The sequence below is a fragment of the Pseudomonas sp. SST3 genome, from assembly GCF_003325755.1.
In genome coordinates this window covers 139287-154486 of record NZ_QORI02000012.1, presented here as the reverse complement: position 1 = coordinate 154486, position 15200 = coordinate 139287, and the positions used below count along the sequence as shown (strand labels likewise).

Genomic DNA, 15200 nt, shown 5'->3' with positions numbered 1-15200 from the left:
GACCAATGCCAGCCGCAGCTGCTCACCAGGCGGATCGATCGTCGCCTCGGTCGGTGAATCCTGCATGATCTCTCCACGGAACGAACAGATGAAGCGGCGGCAACTCATGTTGCCGCCGTATGGGCTCTAGCGGTAATTCAGGCCCATTGCCTGACGCACAACCACCAGCGTTTCGCGAACTTCATCGCGGGCCTGTTCGGCACCCTCCGCCAGAATGCTGCGAACCAGGTCCGGATTCTGCTCGTAGTCCTGAGCCCTCTCCTGAAGCGGAGCCAGCTCGAGCTTGATTGACTCGATCAGCGGCGCCTTGCATTCCAGACAGCCGATTCCAGCACTGCGACAGCCCTGCTCGGCCCATTGGCAAACATCCTCTCCCGAGTGGGCGAGGTGCATCTGCCAGGCCGGACAACGCGTCGGCTCACCCGGATCGTGGCGGTGCACCCGTGCCGGATCAGTAGGCATGCGCTTGATCTTCTCTTCGATCTCCTCAGGCGTATCGCGCAGGAAGATGGAGTTGCTCGCCGACTTGGCCATCTTGCCACCATCCAGGCCAGACACCTTGGGCGAATCGCTTAACAGGGCTTGCGGTTCGGGGAGCAGCAACCTGCCGCTGCCCTCCAGATACCCAAACAGGCGTTCCTGGTCACCGATGGTGATGGTCTGCTGATCCTTGAGCAATGCGCGGGCCGTATTTAGCGCTTCCAGATCGCCCTGCTCCTGGTAGCTCTTGCGCAGGCTGGAGTAAAGCTTGGAACTTTTCTTACCGAGCTTGCGGACCGCCGCCTCGGCCTTCACTTCGAAATCTTCTTCGCTGCCGTAGAGGTGGTTGAAGCGCCGCGCCACGTCACGGGCGAACTCGATGTGCGGCAGCTGATCGGCGCCCACCGGCACGACCCCGGCGCGATAGGCCAGGATGTCTGCAGCCTGTAGCAACGGGTAACCGAGGAAGCCATAGGTGCCAAGCTCTTTCTGCTGTGAATCGAGCTGCAGCTCTTTGTAGGACGGCACTCGTTCCAGCCAAGCCAATGGACAGATCATCGACAGCAGCAGGTGCAGTTCGGCGTGCTCAGGCACCTGAGACTGAATGAAAAGAGTAGCCGAGCTGGGGCTGACGCCTGCCGCCAGCCAGTCGATTGCCATGTCCTGCACATTGCGGGCGATATCGACACCGGCCGCATGATCGGTGGTCAGGGCGTGCCAGTCGACGATGCAGAAGAAGCACTGATATTCATGCTGCATCCTTACCCAGTTCTTCAGTACGCCGTGGTAATGGCCAAGGTGAAGACGGCCGTTAGGCCGCATTCCGGAGACCACACGTCGCTGCGAATCCATGGAGCTCAAAAGGGTTTCCTTCGTAGTTTTTTGAAAAGGCGAATCAGATCAGGCGGCGAACGGCGCGGGATCCCCGCAGCCGACACGCACCACTTCCGGATCGCCGTCCACCAGGCTGATGACGGTGGAGGCTTCGACGCCACCGTAACCGCCGTCGATGATCAGGTCTACCTGATGCTCCAGCGCATCACGCATTTCGTAGGGGTCGCTCATCGGCTCGGCTTCACCGGGCAGAATCAGGCTGACGCTCATCAGCGGCTCGCCCAGCTCGGCGAGCAGCGCTTGAGCGATGGGCTGCCCAGGGACCCGCAAGCCAATCGTGCGGCGCTTGGGATGCAGAAGCATCCGTGGGACTTCGCGAGTGGCGGTGAGGATGATGGTGTATGGCCCTGGCAGGTGCGTCTTGAGCAGGCGAAAAGCCGCGGTATCCACCTTGGCGAAGAGGCCGAGCTGGGATAGGTCGCGGCAGACCAAGGTGAAGTTGTGCTTGTCGTCCAGCTGGCGCAGGCGGCGGATACGTTCGATGCCTGCCTTGTTACCCATCGCGCAGCCGATGGCGTAGGACGAGTCGGTGGGATAGACCACCACGCCGCCGTTGCGAATGATTTCCACGGCCTGCTTGACCAGCCTGGCCTGCGGATTTTCCGGGTGTATCTGAAAAAACTGGCTCATGGAAACTCCCTGCTCAGCGGGCAACAGACTCGCATGGTTCATGATCGAAATGCCTCCACAGCGGTTGCAGATCTTCCGGCAAGGACCGATACATCCCCAACTCCGACCAGTCGCCTGGCGCATGGAAATCGCTGCCGACACTGGCCATCAGGCCAAACTCACGCGCCAGAATCGACAGGCCGCCAACCTGCTCCAGCGGCTGCATGCCGTTGACCACTTCCAGCGCATGCCCACCGGCCTGGGCAAACTCTGCCACCAGGCGCCGCCGCTTGCTACGAGTGAATTCATACTGCCAAGGGTGCGCCAGGCTGATCCAGGCGCCGGCCTCGCGCAGCGTAGTCACGGTTTGCTCGAGACTCGGCCAGTGTTGTTTGACATCGCCAAGCTTGCCCGAGCCAAGCCACTTGCGAAACGCTTCGGCACGGTCACGCACATGACCGGCACGCACCAGGAAATCGGCGAAGTGCGGACGCGCCGGGGCGTTGCCGCTGTCGCCCAGCTCCTGCTGGACGGCCCGTGCCCCTTCCAGCGCACCCGGCATTCCCTTTGCCTCCAGGCGTTGGGCGATCAATTCCGCCCGACGCCAACGACCCTCGTGCAGTTGCGCGATGGCCTCCTGCAGGGCGGCTGCGTCCCGGCGAAAGGCATAGCCGAGAATGTGAACGGTCGCGCCGCCCCACACGCATGAAAGTTCGATACCGTTGACCAGCCGGACCCCTAGCGAGTCCGCCGCGGCGCGGGCAACATCGAGGCCTTCCAACGTGTCGTGATCAGTCAGGGCGAGCAACCCGATACCGCGTGCATGTGCCCGCTCAACCAGCGCATCAGGCGCCAATACGCCGTCCGACGCGGTACTGTGGCAATGCAGATCAACAATCATTCGGGACCTTCTCCATGGGGCTGGCGACATACAGTTACTGACCGTCCGTGCCGGCGCTCGTGCCATCATCCACTTCGCCAAAGCTTGCGCCATGTTCAGGAAATGGCCGGCTGACAGCGTTCCGCCAAAAGCGCGGTTTGTTATTATGCCGGCCACATACCGCTTCTGGCTCTCTTCGTGAAACAAATCGTCGACTTCATTCCGCTGCTGCTGTTCTTCGTGGCCTATAAGCTCGAGCCGAGGACCTTTGCACTGGCGGATCTCAGCTTCACGGTCGGCGGTATCTTCAGTGCCACAGCAGTGCTCGTTGCCAGCTCGCTGATCCTGTATACCGCGCTGTTCGCTTACCAGCGCCGGCTCGAGAAGGGTCAATGGCTGACGCTGGGAGCATGCCTGCTGTTTGGCGGGCTGACGCTGGCGCTGCACAGCGAAACCATCCTCAAATGGAAGGCGCCGGTGCTGAACTGGGTGTTCGCGCTGGTTTTCGCCGGCAGCCATTTCATTGGCGAAAAGCCACTAATCCAGCGCATGATGGGTCACGCTGTCCAATTGCAATCAGCACAATGGGCGCAACTGAATGTCGCCTGGATCCTGTTCTTTCTCGTCTGCGGCTTCACCAATCTGTTCGTTGCCTTCGTCTATCCCTCTATCTGGGTCGACTTCAAGGTTTTCGGCAGCCTGGGGCTGACGCTGCTTTTCATGGCGGGCCAGGCCGTGTATCTGGTCCGCCACATGCAACCCGAACCTGAAGAATCATAGGAGTAAACATGCTCTACGCCATCATCGCCACCGATGTACCCGACTCGCTGGAACACCGCCTGGCTGCGCGCCCGGCTCACCTGGCGCGTCTCGAACAGCTGAAAAACGAGGGTCGAATGGTCCTGGCCGGTCCGCATCCAGCAATCGACAGTAACGATCCGGGCGCTGCCGGCTTCACCGGAAGCCTGGTGGTCGCCGAGTTCGCGTCCCTACAGGCCGCCGAAGACTGGGCTGCGGCTGATCCGTACAAAGCTGCCGGCGTCTACGGCGAGGTAGTGGTCAAGCCCTTCAAGCAAGTCTTTCCCTGAGCGGATCGGCTAACGCCGCCAGGTATCTGTCAAGCCGTAGGGTTTCCACGGCCTGTTGAGGAAAAAGGAGTTCCGATGCGCCAAGGTTCGCTGTCTCTGCTGCTTATCGCGAGTTTCGCCATGCCATTGGTGCATGCCGAGGAAGGTACAACCGATCCCACCACCGAACGACGGACCGAGCTGGAGCAACGTCTATCCGAGAACGAACTGCGGCGTGAAGAGCTGTCCGGCAGTCTCGGCACAGTTACCGATGCCGAGCGAACACAGCTGGCGCAGCTAACTCAGGAGAACCATCGCCTGCGCATGCAGCTGCAACAGGCGCAGCCGAACGCGCAACCTCAACTGCTGAATGACCAGCAACAATGGTTTGCTGTGGGCGGTGGCGTCGGTGTACTAGGTTTCCTGCTGGGCGTTCTGACCACGCGGGGACGCCGTCGTCGGCAATGGTTGAATTGAAGCGGATACGAGCGAAGCATGAGCGAACTGCTGCTGATAGATGACGACGAAGAACTCTGCGAGTTGCTGGTGAGCTGGCTGTCGCAAGAAGGATTTGTCGCCCGCGCCTGCCATGACGGGCAAAGCGCACGGGCGGCGCTGGCTGAGCATCAGCCGGCGGCGGTGGTGCTCGATGTGATGCTGCCTGACGGCAGCGGTCTGGAGTTGCTCAAGCAGCTGCGCAGCGAACATTCTGATCTACCGGTGTTGATGCTCTCGGGGCGCGGCGAGCCGCTCGACCGCATCCTCGGCCTGGAGCTGGGCGCCGATGATTACCTGGCCAAGCCCTGCGACCCCCGCGAGCTCACCGCGCGGCTGCGCGCGGTGCTACGGCGCAGCCAGCCGGCAAGCACGCCGACCCAGCTTGAGCTGGGCGATCTTTGCTATAGCCCCGCCCGTGGGGTGGCCAGCGTCGGCGAGCATGAGGTAACCCTGACGCTTTCCGAAGGTCGCATCCTCGAGGCGCTGCTCAGTCAGCCAGGCGACCCGCTGGACAAGCAGTCACTGGCCCAGCTCGCACTCGGGCGCAAGCTGACCCTGTATGACCGCAGTCTGGACATGCATGTCAGCAACCTGCGCCGCAAGCTCGGTCCGCACCCCGACGGACGCCAGCGCATCGTCGCGCTACGCAGCCGCGGTTACCTTTACGCCTCCTGATCGGCTTTACCCAGCCTTTACCCTGAGCTGACGGGCCTTGACCTTGCGCGCCCTAGACTGAGCTCATCCGGTCGAAGCCAGAACGTGCGCAAGCGCTGCTGGCGATCGGTTTCATACACAGGAGAGACCTCATGATGCGCAAGACCCTAATCGCCGTGCTTTTCGCTTCGACTCTTCCGGCCATTGCCGTGGCCATGCCCGACGGTGGCCACGGCCATCACGGCAAACACGCCCCGTTCGAACAGCTGGATCTGACAAAGGAACAGAAGCGGGAAATGCGTGAATTGATGGGCAAACAGATGAAGAACCATCGTGAAATCACCCAGCGTTATCTGGACAAGTTGCCAGAAGCCGAGCGCAAGGCGATGCAGGATGAGCTGAAGAGCAGCAAAGAAAACACCCACAAGCAGATTCGCGATCTGCTTAAGCCTGAGCAGCAGAAGCAATTCGACGCGATGCACGAGAAAATGGAAGCCAAGCGAGCCGAGCGCGCCGAGTTCGAACAGTGGAAAGCCGAGCGCGATCAGAAGAACTGACCGCTAGCCAAAACCAACCCGCCCGGCCCGCGCCTAGTCATCGAGGCGCCGCGCCGGGTTTTGCCTTGGAGAACTGACTGGTGCGATCCCTGTTCTGGCGCATCCTCGCGACATTCTGGGTCGCCATCGCTTTGGTGGCAGGCCTCGCCATGCTGCTTGGTCATGCACTGAACCAGGACACCTGGATCATCAACCGGCATCCCGGGGTGAAGGATCTGGCCGAGGTCTGGACCAGAGTCTATGAGCGCCAAGGCCCTCTGCCTGCGCAGTTTCTGCTCGAACGACACCGGCATCGCTTCCACGTCGATGTGCAGGTGCTCGCTGAGAACGGCCAACCGGTTATTCGCGGGACGTTTCCCGCACGCGCCGCCGCGTTTGAAGCGCGTCAGGAAAACCGCTCGGGGCGCTTACCCTGGCGACGACTCACCGCCGATTACACCAGCCCGCTCAGCGGCGAAACCTACCTATTCATCTATCGCATTCCAAACTCAGAACTGCAGGCCTGGCATCGCGACAGCCTGTTCTGGCCGCTAAGCGCGATTGCCATCGCGCTGGTCGTGCTGGCCGGCTTCAGCCTGCTGCTTACCCTGTCTATCACCCGCCCTCTCGATCGCCTTCGGGGCGCCGTGCACGACCTTGGACAGACGGCGTATCAGCAGAACTCGCTCGCCCGCCTGGCCACCAGGCGCGACGAACTCGGCGTGCTGGCCAAGGACTTCAACCGAATGGGCGCACGGCTGCAAAGCCTGATCGGCAGCCAGCGCCAGCTGCTACGTGACGTCTCCCACGAGCTACGTTCACCGCTTGCACGCTTGCGCATAGCCCTGGCGCTCGCCGAACGGGCGACCCCGGAGGAGCGAGAAGTTATCTGGCCGCGGCTAGCCAAGGAATGTGACCGACTCGAAGCGTTGATCAGCGAGATTTTGGAATTGGCGCGACTGGACGCCGAGCCAGGCGCGACGACCCCCGTCAATCTGGCGTCGATCTTTCAGCAGCTGGAAGAGAATGCGCGCATCGTCGCCCCCGCCCAACGCGTCGAAACTCGGATAGCCCCCGATATCGTGCTGAACGGCTGGCCGGACATGCTTGAGCGAGCGCTGGATAATCTGCTGCGCAATGCGTTGCGCTTCAATCCCGAGGGTGCGCCGATCGAGTTAGACGCCAGCATCGATAATGGCTGGTTGCTGTTGAGCATCCGTGATCACGGGCCCGGTGTGGATGAAGCCCACCTCGCGCAACTGAGTGAGCCATTCTTCCGCGCACCGGGACAGACCACCGCCGGCCATGGATTGGGATTGGCGATAGCCCGCCGCGCGGCTGAACGCCATGGCGGTGAACTGCTGCTGGGCAATCACCCGGATGGCGGTTTCATCGCCGGCTTGAAGCTTCCGCTGAGCGTGACAGGGTCAACCCTGCCGCATCCGCATTGAGCACTATCGTGCGCGGTCCCACTGATTAACGAAGGACCGAGGATCCAACTCCGGAGGGGTCCGCAGATTACCTTCCGGCGTTCCCAGGTAGATGAAGCCGAGCACCTGCTCGTTCTCGGCCAGGCCCAACCGCTCGGCCACATGCCGATCATAGGCAAACTCGCCGGTACGCCAGACCGCGCCCAGGCCCTGCGCGTGAGCTGCCAACAACACACCGTGGGCCGCACAGGCGACCGCGAGCACCTGCTCTGAATCAGGAATCTTGGGGTGTGGCAGGACCCGGGCGATAACCACCAGCACCATTGGCGCACGCAGCGGCATCTTTTGCGCCTTGCGTAGCGCTTCCTCAGCGGCGTCCGGCTGGCGCAAGCCAAGTGCCTCGGCGAACACCTCACCCAGGCGCTCCCGGGCGTCGCCCTGAACCGTCAGGAAACGCCACGGACGAAGCTGGCCATGGTCCGGAGCGCGCAGTGCGGCGCGAAAGATCAGATCCAGCTGCGCGGCATTCGGTGCCGGATCAGCGAGCCGCGCAACAGAAACGCGGTTGAGTAACAGGTCAAGAGCGTCCATCACCACCTCCAAAAACGAATCGGACATTCTAGGGCCCCGATACGTTCTTTGCGCGGTGGCAATGGTAAGACTCTGCCGGCGGAGACGGTCAGGCCACCCGGTCAGGTGCCACTTGTGGCGCCAGTGGTGGTGTCAGCGGAGGCAGGCCATGGGCTGCCCGGGCCGCATCGCAGTGAGCGTTGTGCTGACCATCAGCCCAGGACGCCTCGAATTCGCGGCACGTGCTTGAGCGCTGCTCATACATCGTGCAGCGCACACCGCACCCCACATCGCCCATCAAACCGACGCATCGTGCAGGTTTGGATTCCGTCCCGAGCATCGCCACGTGGAATGGGTTGACCTGCACGGTGGCGCTATCGGGAACAGTACCGCCGGATGAGGCGCATTCGCCCCAAAAGAAAGACACACGAAAATACGCGCAGCAGGCGCCGCACGTGAGGCATGGGTTGTCGATCGACATGGAAGGTGAACACCGAGAAACCGGCAAAGGGCCGGCGCCGGGCGGCTATTCTATCCATCGCCACGAACTTGGGAAGAGGCCCGCAGAGGGTGCTGCAAAAGATTTTTCAGCAGGCCGATCGCCGGTTTACTGCCGCTGCGACTGGCGTAGAATGGCGGGCTCATTTTCGAGCCGAGCAGCAATCACCAATGGCCTTGCCGACCCTGCGTATTATCGGTTTCATTCTCGGCATTTTCCTGATCACCCTGGCAGTCAGCATGGTCATTCCGATGATCACGTTGTTTGCCTTTGATCGCACCGACGATCTCCAGGCATTCCTTTGGGCGAGCCTTATTACATTCGGCTGCGGCTTTGCCCTGGTCGCGCCAGGGCGACCGGCCAACACCCATCTGCGCCCGCGCGACATGTATTTTCTGACCACCGTCAGCTGGGTGACTGTCTGCTGCTTCGCTGCCTTGCCGCTGATGCTCATTCAGCACATCAGCTATACCGACGCATTCTTCGAAACCATGTCCGGTATCACTACGACTGGCGCGACGGTGCTTTCAGGGCTGGATAGCGCGTCGCCCGGCCTGTTGATGTGGCGGTCGCTGCTGCACTGGCTTGGCGGTATTGGATTCATTGGCATGGCGGTGGCGATTCTCCCGCTGCTGCGGGTCGGCGGCATGCGGCTGTTCCAGACCGAGTCATCGGACTGGTCAGAGAAAGTCATGCCGCGCTCGCACATGGCCGGCAAGTATCTGATTGCGATCTACCTGACATTCACGCTGGCAGCCTTCATCGCATTCTGGCTGTCGGGGATGAGCGGCTTCGACGCCATCAACCATGCGATGTCGACCGTGGCGACGGGAGGCTATTCGACATCGGATGCTTCGCTCGGCAAGTTCAGCCCCGCATCGCATTGGGTAGCGATCTTCTTCATGATCCTGGGTAGTTTGCCATTCACACTGTATGTCGCCACGGCACGCGGAAATCGCAACGCATTGCTCGGCGACCAGCAGGTGCGTGGCTTCCTGCTGATGCTGACCATTACCAGCCTTTTGTTCAGCGGCTGGTACTGGCTCAACCATGACGACAACCTACTCGACTCGCTGCGTATCGTGACGTTCAGCGTGGTATCCGTGATCACCACGACGGGCTTTGCAGTGAACGATTACACCCAGTGGGGTGGATTTGCCGTAATGGTGTTTTTCTATCTGACGTTCCTAGGCGGGTGCTCCGGCTCGACATCCGGCGGCTTGAAGATGTTCCGCTTTCAGGTCGCCTATGCCCTGTTGCGCTCGAACCTCAAGCAGCTTGTTCACCCGCGCGCGGTAATCCGTCAGCAGTACAACGGGCACAACCTCGATGAAGAAATCGTCCGTTCGATTCTGACTTTCTCTTTCTTCATCACCATGACCATCGGGGTGTTGGCGCTCTGTTTGGCGCTGCTTGGGCTGGACCCGATCACCGCGCTCACGGGAGCGGCTTCGGCGGTCTGCAACGTGGGTCCTGGCCTGGGTCCGATTATCGGCCCGGCGGGCAACTTCTCGACCCTCCCGGATGCCGCAAAGTGGCTGCTGTCCGTCGGCATGCTGCTTGGCCGCCTGGAGATCATCACCGTGCTGGTGTTGCTGACACCGTCATTCTGGCGTCACTGACTCGTCTCCCCGATATCCTCGTTCCATAGTTCGGGACTATTGGCGATGAAGCTGCGCATCATCTCTACGCAGCTGGCGTCCTGTAGCACTTCGACCTCAACGCCGCGACCGCGCAACAATAGCTCCTCGCCCATAAAGGTCTGATTCTCGCCGATCACCACCCGGGGAATTCCGTAGAGCAGGATGGCCCCGCTGCACATCGAGCAGGGCGATAACGTGGTGTAAAGAACCGACTCGGCATAGACATTGGCTGGTTGTCGGCCGGCATTTTCGAAGGCATCCATCTCCCCGTGCAGCACGGCACTGCCCTGCTGCACGCGCCGGTTGTGCCCGCGGCCGATGATCTGTCCACGATGGACGATCACCGAGCCGATCGGAATGCCACCTTCCGCCAGGCCCTTCTTCGCTTCGGCGATTGCCGCTTGCATGAATGCATCCATCCCTTTGCTCCTGTGATATTCAGAAGATGGTTTGCTTGGCCCGCACGACCATGTGCAAGCCAAAGCTTCGGTTTCAGGTCGCGTCGGCCTTGCCCTTGAACAGCCGCCCGCCCAGTGTCACCGCAGCGAATACCAGGCCACCGACCAGGATGCCGAATGCCGCGTCCAGGATCGTCGGCAGCAACCCAGCCAATACCGAGCCGACATAAGGCAGCGCAACCGTATTCTCTGCGCTGTTCTCGATGAAATGGTGAATCGCCTGGATACCGTGGGTGAGGATGCCCCCACCGACCATGAACATGGCCGCAGTACCGATCACCGACAGCGATTTCATCAGCCACGGCGCAACCGTAAGGATGCCCCGCCCGATCGCTTGCACGGCACCACTGCTGCTTTTGCTCAGTGCTAGACCGGCATCGTCCAGCTTCACGATCCCAGCGACCAGCCCGTACACGCCTACCGTCATGATGATCGCAATGCCCGCGAGCACCGCCACTTGCTCGGTGAAAGTTGCAGCGGCCACGGTGCCAAGGGTAATGGCGATGATTTCGGCCGAGAGGATGAAATCGGTGCGCACCGCGCCACTGATTTTGTCTCGCTCGAAGGCGACCATGTCGACACTGGGATCGGCCAGCGCCTTCAGTTGCTGCGCGTGATGGTCGTCGTCCCGGTGCAGGAAGCGGTGCGCAAGCTTTTCGAAGCCTTCGAAACACAGGAACGCCCCACCGAGCATCAGCAAAGGCGTTATCGCCCATGGGATGAATGCGCTGATCAACAGCGCAGCCGGTACCAGGATCAACTTGTTGCGCATCGACCCTTTAGCCACGGCCCAGACGACGGGCAACTCCCGGTCGGCTTTGACGCCGGTGACCTGTTGGGCGTTGAGCGCTAAATCGTCACCCAGCACTCCGGCGGTTTTCTTCGCGGCGATTTTGGTCATGACCGAAACGTCATCCAGAATCGTCGCGATATCGTCAATCAGGGCGAGCAGGCTACTGGCCAAAGCTGGGTGTCCTTTGGTGATGTATTCACGGGAACGGCATTTCAGCACGCCGCAAGAAAGAGGATATGGAAATTAAGGCCCTCCGGCTGCGAAACAAGTTCCGGCACGGCAACACCGGGGCCGGCACGCCTCGCAAGCCAGCATGATGTCACCTGTGGGTTCTAGCCGTGAGCTTGCAACGCGGCCAGGCCAGGTATCCTGGCCAGTGGCCAAAAAATACCAGCGACTCTAGACTGCGCTGACCACAATGACAGGAGGTGTGGCATGAGCACGCAAACCGCCGAACGCTTTACCCGCTTTGCCGAGTTCTACCCGTTCTATCTGGCCGAGCACAGCAACCCCACCTGCCGTCGACTGCACTACATAGGCAGCTTCCTCGTATTGGCCATACTCGCCTACGCGCTGATCAGCCAGCAGTGGTTATGGCTGCTAGCGATGCCGTTGGCTGGCTACGGGTTCGCCTGGATCGGGCATTTCATTTTCGAGAAGAATCGGCCGGCGACGTTCCAATACCCGCTCTACAGCTTTCTCGGCGACTGGGTGATGCTCAAGGACATGCTTACCGGAAAGATCCGCTTCTGAATCACCAGGGCCGACCATACCCGGTTGGTAGCCGCGGCCCGTCACGGATTGGACGGGCGGTTTGGCGCAATGGTGGCGACTTGGTTATGATCCCCGGGCCAGCGCCGGTCGATGCGCTGTTGCCTCCAACGGCGCATGCCAGAGCGCCGGAACCTTTCAGGGATAGCAATCATAATGTCAACCGTGACCGGTGAACGGCGTAACGGCCTCGCGACGCGCCCCCTACGCGAGTATTACGCCCGGGTTTTCGCCTATCTGACCTGCGCCGCCACACTCGCCGCTGGTGTCTATACCCAACAATTCGCAATCCACCTGTTGTGGATGGTGCCCTACACCCTCCTCTATCCACATTTCGCCTATCACCTGAGCTATCGCTTCAAGCGCCGATACCCCGAGCAAACTTCGCAAACACTGCTGTGCCTCGACGCCTTGAATGCGGGAGCGGGAATCGTGCTGCTCGGCTGCGCCCTGGTGCCAAGCCTGATGTTCCTTCTGACCCTCGGCTTCAGTGCGCTGGTCATCGGCAGCCTGCGCCATTTCCTGATGACCGTGTTGATGGTCACGATCGGCGTCGGGCTGACCAGCTTGCTGGTGCCTTTGCGCTTCGACGACTCTACCCCGGTCCTGGTATCCGCCGTCAGCATTCTCTTCACCATGCTGTATGTGTGCGTCACGGCCTACTACGTCCATCAGCAAGGGATACGGCTGGCGCAGGCTCGCAGCGAGGTCGAGGCCCAACAAGCCAAGGCGGCACGGCTGGCAAGGAATCTGGCCAAATACCTGTCGCCCCAGGTGTGGGAGTCGATCTTCTCCGGCAAACGCAGCGTACGCTTGGAAACCCAGCGCAAGAAACTCACGGTGTTCTTTTCCGACATCAAGGGCTTCACCGAACTCTCAGAGGAGCTGGAAGCCGAAGCCCTGACCGATCTGCTCAACACCTACCTCAACGAGATGTCGAAGATCACCCTCAAGTACGGCGGAACCATCGACAAGTTTGTTGGCGATTGCGTAATGGTTTTCTTCGGCGACCCCGCCAGCCAAGGTGCCAAAAAGGATGCGGTGGCCGCGGTATCGATGGCCATCGCCATGCGCAAACACATGAAGGTGCTGCGCCAGCAATGGCGCGCGCAAGGCATCACGAAGCCGATGGAAATCCGCATGGGGATCAACACCGGCTACTGCACAGTCGGCAACTTCGGTGCCGATACCCGCATGGATTACACCATCATCGGCCGCGAAGTGAACCTCGCCAGCCGACTGGAGAGTTCCGCCGAAGCCGGGGAGATCCTGATTTCCCACGAGACCTACTCGCTGGTCAAAGACGTGATCATGTGCCGCGACAAGGGCCAGATCAGCGTCAAGGGCTTCTCGCGGCCGGTGCAGATCTATCAGGTAGTGGATTTCCGCCGCGATCTGGGTGCGACCAGCAGCTTTGTCGAACATGAATTGCCGGGATTCTCGATGTACCTGGACACCAACGGCGTGCAGAACTTCGACAAGGAGCGAGTTATCCAGGCCCTCAACCAAGCTGCCGACAAACTTCGTGACAAGGTCATCATGTAGCACCGCCGGATGCCGGCAACGGTCCACAGCAATCACAGCCTAGGCTACCGGCACTAGCTCAAAGTCGAGAATCACCCATGTCGCCCATCCTGTCGCTGCGCCACTACAGCCACGACCAGATCATCCATAGTCACCAACACACGCAATTGGTGTTCGGCCTGCGCGGGCAGCTAGACTTCGAGATCGACGGCCACGGCAGCCGCATCCAGCAACAGCTCCTGGCGGTAGTCCCCAGCGATGCGCACCATGCCTGCGGTAGCGTCGATGGCAGCTTGTGTCTGGTCGTGGATATACCTGATCACGGTTGGCTGCAGCAGCGTCTCGGACACCATGCCGACCCTGCGCAGCGCTTGCTGGAGCGGCCCGCAGCGCTGCGCCTGAGTCCCACCCAGAGCCAGCTCGTCAACTGGCTTTCAGCCAGCCCGATTAACGACCCGATCATCAATGAGCAAGGCGCCACGCTACTATTGGCCAGTCTTGCGTCGGGCTGCGAGCCGGCCGGCCGGCAGCATCCGCTCCCGCTGGCCGGCCTCTACGCCCACGTCGATCGGCATTTGGCGCATCCGCTTGAAGTCAGTGACCTCGCACGGCTGGCCGGCCTTTCCGTGCCGCGCTTCCATGCGCGCTTCGTCAGCGAAACGGGCCTGACTCCCCAGGAGTTCATCCGCTTACGCCGTCTGCAACAGGGCAGACAGCTGCTGATCAGCACCCCGCTAGCGGTCGGCGAAATCGCCGCGCGCGTCGGGTACGCCTCGCAAAGCGCTTTCACCGCCGCCCTCAACCGTCAGTACGGCACGACGCCGCGCGCAATCCGGCGCGAGGCGCTCGACAAATCACAACGTTGACGCGACAGACGGGGCGCCCCTGGCGCTCTACCATGAACGCCAGCTGACAGTCTCAAACGCATCTATCGTGAGGCCCCATGACCCATCGCAACGCGCTACTGGCGATCCACTTTGGCGCGCTGATGTTTGGCCTCTCCGGCGTGTTCGGCAAGTTGGCCGAAAGCCCGCCGCTACTCATCACCTTCGGCCGCGCACTGTTTGCCGTCGCCGCGCTGGTACTCGCGGCGCATTTCCTGCGTACAGGCGGCAGCCGGCCCAGCTGGCGTCAGCGCGGCGGCCTGTTGTTTGGCGGCCTGCTGTTGGGCGGGCATTGGCTCACCTTCTTCATGGCGGTGAAAGTCGCCGGCGTCGGCATTGCCACATTGGGCTTCGCCAGTTTCCCGGCCTTCACTGTGCTGTTTGAAGGTCTGCTGTTCCGCGAACGAACCCGCCCTGTCGAGTTCGCAATGGTGGGGTTGGTGTGCGCGGGCCTCCTACTGGTCACGCCGCATTTCGACCTCGCCAATCAAAGCACGGTGGGTCTGCTCTATGGCGTTCTGTCGGGGCTGATGTTTGCGCTGCTATCACTGCTCAACCGCGCCGTTACACGCGGCGTCGATCCGGTACAAGCCGCTCTCTGGCAGAACGGCACGATCCTGCTCTGCCTGCTGCCGTTCACTTGGCGTTCGTTGCCAGCAGTACCGGCGCTGGATTGGCTATGGCTGGTATTGCTCGGCGTGTTCTGCACGGGCCTGGCGCACAGCCTGTTCGTAGCGAGCCTCAAGGTACTGAAGGCCCGAACAACCGCGGTGATCTTCGCCCTCGAGCCGGTCTACGGCATCGCCTTCGCGTGGTGGCTGTTCAACGAGCAACCCACCCTGCGCATGCTGATGGGCGGCACACTGATCATCCTTGCCACGGTGATCGCCAGCCGCCTGAAGACACAGGCCACGCCGAACGCCGCTACACCGCTGGCGGAAGTGCCCGAAGCGCCTCGTTAGTTGGCACCACCGGCGACGCCTCCGCTCAGTCTCCGAGCAGTGGTAGCG

General features: G+C 61.3%; 18 protein-coding genes. 11 read left to right on the top strand and 7 right to left on the bottom strand.

Translation table 11 applies throughout. From position 1 onward, the window contains the following. Window positions 1-126: 126 nt before the first annotated feature. The 3 genes from DQ405_RS14465 to DQ405_RS14455 all read right to left on the bottom strand — a co-directional run bounded on the left by DQ405_RS14465 (window position 127) and on the right by DQ405_RS14455 (window position 2884). Window positions 127-1302, bottom strand: coding sequence for a tryptophan--tRNA ligase (locus tag DQ405_RS14465; protein ID WP_241730007.1), 1176 nt, complete (start codon window positions 1300-1302; stop codon window positions 127-129). A 78-nt stretch (window positions 1303-1380) separates the two neighbouring features. Beyond that, the gene (locus DQ405_RS14460; RefSeq protein ID WP_168424857.1) at window positions 1381-2004 is read right to left on the bottom strand and encodes an L-threonylcarbamoyladenylate synthase; all 624 of its coding nucleotides are present in this window, start codon (window positions 2002-2004) and stop codon (window positions 1381-1383) included. 13 nt (window positions 2005-2017) lie between these two features. Beyond that, a complete protein-coding gene (locus DQ405_RS14455; protein ID WP_168424856.1) occupies window positions 2018-2884 on the bottom strand; it encodes a PHP domain-containing protein in 867 nt (288 codons plus the stop codon). Window positions 2885-3061: 177 nt separating this feature from the next. Here DQ405_RS14455 and DQ405_RS14450 point away from each other — a divergent pair, with 177 nt between their 5' ends. The 6 genes from DQ405_RS14450 to DQ405_RS14425 all read left to right on the top strand — a co-directional run bounded on the left by DQ405_RS14450 (window position 3062) and on the right by DQ405_RS14425 (window position 7069). Continuing rightward, on the top strand, window positions 3062-3643 hold the full coding sequence (locus DQ405_RS14450) for a septation protein IspZ (RefSeq protein ID WP_168424855.1): 582 nt from the start codon (window positions 3062-3064) through the stop codon (window positions 3641-3643). 8 nt (window positions 3644-3651) lie between these two features. Beyond that, window positions 3652-3951, top strand: coding sequence for a YciI family protein (locus DQ405_RS14445; RefSeq protein ID WP_168424854.1), 300 nt, complete (start codon window positions 3652-3654; stop codon window positions 3949-3951). Window positions 3952-4026: 75 nt separating this feature from the next. Further along, window positions 4027-4407 carry a hypothetical protein gene (locus tag DQ405_RS14440; protein ID WP_168424853.1) on the top strand — a complete coding sequence of 127 codons (381 nt, stop codon included), beginning with the start codon at window positions 4027-4029 and terminating at the stop codon, window positions 4405-4407. A gap of 18 nt (window positions 4408-4425) precedes the next feature. Further along, the gene (locus DQ405_RS14435; protein ID WP_168424852.1) at window positions 4426-5103 is read left to right on the top strand and encodes a response regulator transcription factor; all 678 of its coding nucleotides are present in this window, start codon (window positions 4426-4428) and stop codon (window positions 5101-5103) included. A gap of 134 nt (window positions 5104-5237) precedes the next feature. Next, window positions 5238-5639: a Spy/CpxP family protein refolding chaperone gene (locus DQ405_RS14430; RefSeq protein WP_168424889.1), complete on the top strand. Its 402-nt coding sequence runs from the start codon at window positions 5238-5240 to the stop codon at window positions 5637-5639. Between the two features lie 80 nt (window positions 5640-5719). After that, the gene (locus DQ405_RS14425) at window positions 5720-7069 is read left to right on the top strand and encodes an ATP-binding protein (protein WP_168424851.1); all 1350 of its coding nucleotides are present in this window, start codon (window positions 5720-5722) and stop codon (window positions 7067-7069) included. A gap of 3 nt (window positions 7070-7072) precedes the next feature. Here DQ405_RS14425 and DQ405_RS14420 read toward each other — a convergent pair whose 3' ends face one another. Together DQ405_RS14420 and DQ405_RS14415 are read right to left on the bottom strand one after the other, a co-directional pair. Further along, complete coding sequence (locus DQ405_RS14420; protein WP_168424888.1) at window positions 7073-7639, bottom strand: nitroreductase family protein; 567 nt, start codon at window positions 7637-7639, stop codon at window positions 7073-7075. 88 nt (window positions 7640-7727) lie between these two features. Then, window positions 7728-8099, bottom strand: a complete 372-nt coding sequence (locus DQ405_RS14415; RefSeq protein WP_168424850.1) for a YkgJ family cysteine cluster protein — start codon at window positions 8097-8099, stop codon at window positions 7728-7730. A 188-nt stretch (window positions 8100-8287) separates the two neighbouring features. Between DQ405_RS14415 and DQ405_RS14410 the strand changes: the two genes are divergently transcribed. Beyond that, window positions 8288-9739 (top strand): TrkH family potassium uptake protein, encoded by a 1452-nt coding sequence (locus tag DQ405_RS14410; RefSeq protein WP_168424849.1) that lies wholly within the window; start codon window positions 8288-8290, stop codon window positions 9737-9739. On the opposite strand, the gene DQ405_RS14405 is transcribed toward DQ405_RS14410, so the two are convergent. Continuing rightward, complete coding sequence (locus DQ405_RS14405) at window positions 9733-10179, bottom strand: nucleoside deaminase (RefSeq protein WP_168424848.1); 447 nt, start codon at window positions 10177-10179, stop codon at window positions 9733-9735. The genes DQ405_RS14410 and DQ405_RS14405 overlap by 7 nt on opposite strands. A 73-nt stretch (window positions 10180-10252) precedes the next feature. Then, a complete protein-coding gene (locus DQ405_RS14400; protein ID WP_168424847.1) occupies window positions 10253-11182 on the bottom strand; it encodes a DUF808 domain-containing protein in 930 nt (309 codons plus the stop codon). 264 nt (window positions 11183-11446) lie between these two features. On the opposite strand from DQ405_RS14400, the gene DQ405_RS14395 reads away from it, so the two are divergent. The 4 genes from DQ405_RS14395 to DQ405_RS14380 all read left to right on the top strand — a co-directional run bounded on the left by DQ405_RS14395 (window position 11447) and on the right by DQ405_RS14380 (window position 15152). Beyond that, a complete protein-coding gene (locus DQ405_RS14395) occupies window positions 11447-11764 on the top strand; it encodes an Mpo1-like protein (RefSeq protein WP_168424846.1) in 318 nt (105 codons plus the stop codon). 174 nt (window positions 11765-11938) lie between these two features. Further along, a complete protein-coding gene (locus tag DQ405_RS14390; protein ID WP_168424845.1) occupies window positions 11939-13327 on the top strand; it encodes an adenylate/guanylate cyclase domain-containing protein in 1389 nt (462 codons plus the stop codon). A gap of 77 nt (window positions 13328-13404) precedes the next feature. Further along, window positions 13405-14172 (top strand): helix-turn-helix transcriptional regulator, encoded by a 768-nt coding sequence (locus DQ405_RS14385; RefSeq protein WP_168424844.1) that lies wholly within the window; start codon window positions 13405-13407, stop codon window positions 14170-14172. A gap of 77 nt (window positions 14173-14249) precedes the next feature. Next, the gene (locus tag DQ405_RS14380; RefSeq protein WP_168424843.1) at window positions 14250-15152 is read left to right on the top strand and encodes a DMT family transporter; all 903 of its coding nucleotides are present in this window, start codon (window positions 14250-14252) and stop codon (window positions 15150-15152) included. Window positions 15153-15200 lie beyond the last annotated feature (48 nt).

Bases quoted from the DNA above. Each gene is read 5' to 3' on its own strand.
- DQ405_RS14465 (WP_241730007.1), bottom strand. From the start codon at position 1,302: ATGCGGCCTAACGGCCGTCTTCACCTTGGCCATTACCACGGCGTACTG.
- DQ405_RS14460 (WP_168424857.1), bottom strand. From the start codon at position 2,004: ATGAGCCAGTTTTTTCAGATACACCCGGAAAATCCGCAGGCCAGGCTG.
- DQ405_RS14455 (WP_168424856.1), bottom strand. From the start codon at position 2,884: ATGATTGTTGATCTGCATTGCCACAGTACCGCGTCGGACGGCGTATTG.
- DQ405_RS14445 (WP_168424854.1), top strand. From the start codon at position 3,652: ATGCTCTACGCCATCATCGCCACCGATGTACCCGACTCGCTGGAACAC.
- DQ405_RS14440 (WP_168424853.1), top strand. From the start codon at position 4,027: ATGCGCCAAGGTTCGCTGTCTCTGCTGCTTATCGCGAGTTTCGCCATG.
- DQ405_RS14435 (WP_168424852.1), top strand. From the start codon at position 4,426: ATGAGCGAACTGCTGCTGATAGATGACGACGAAGAACTCTGCGAGTTG.
- DQ405_RS14430 (WP_168424889.1), top strand. From the start codon at position 5,238: ATGCGCAAGACCCTAATCGCCGTGCTTTTCGCTTCGACTCTTCCGGCC.
- DQ405_RS14420 (WP_168424888.1), bottom strand. From the start codon at position 7,639: ATGGACGCTCTTGACCTGTTACTCAACCGCGTTTCTGTTGCGCGGCTC.
- DQ405_RS14415 (WP_168424850.1), bottom strand. From the start codon at position 8,099: ATGTCGATCGACAACCCATGCCTCACGTGCGGCGCCTGCTGCGCGTAT.
- DQ405_RS14410 (WP_168424849.1), top strand. From the start codon at position 8,288: ATGGCCTTGCCGACCCTGCGTATTATCGGTTTCATTCTCGGCATTTTC.
- DQ405_RS14405 (WP_168424848.1), bottom strand. From the start codon at position 10,179: ATGGATGCATTCATGCAAGCGGCAATCGCCGAAGCGAAGAAGGGCCTG.
- DQ405_RS14395 (WP_168424846.1), top strand. From the start codon at position 11,447: ATGAGCACGCAAACCGCCGAACGCTTTACCCGCTTTGCCGAGTTCTAC.
- DQ405_RS14390 (WP_168424845.1), top strand. From the start codon at position 11,939: ATGTCAACCGTGACCGGTGAACGGCGTAACGGCCTCGCGACGCGCCCC.
- DQ405_RS14385 (WP_168424844.1), top strand. From the start codon at position 13,405: ATGTCGCCCATCCTGTCGCTGCGCCACTACAGCCACGACCAGATCATC.
- DQ405_RS14380 (WP_168424843.1), top strand. From the start codon at position 14,250: ATGACCCATCGCAACGCGCTACTGGCGATCCACTTTGGCGCGCTGATG.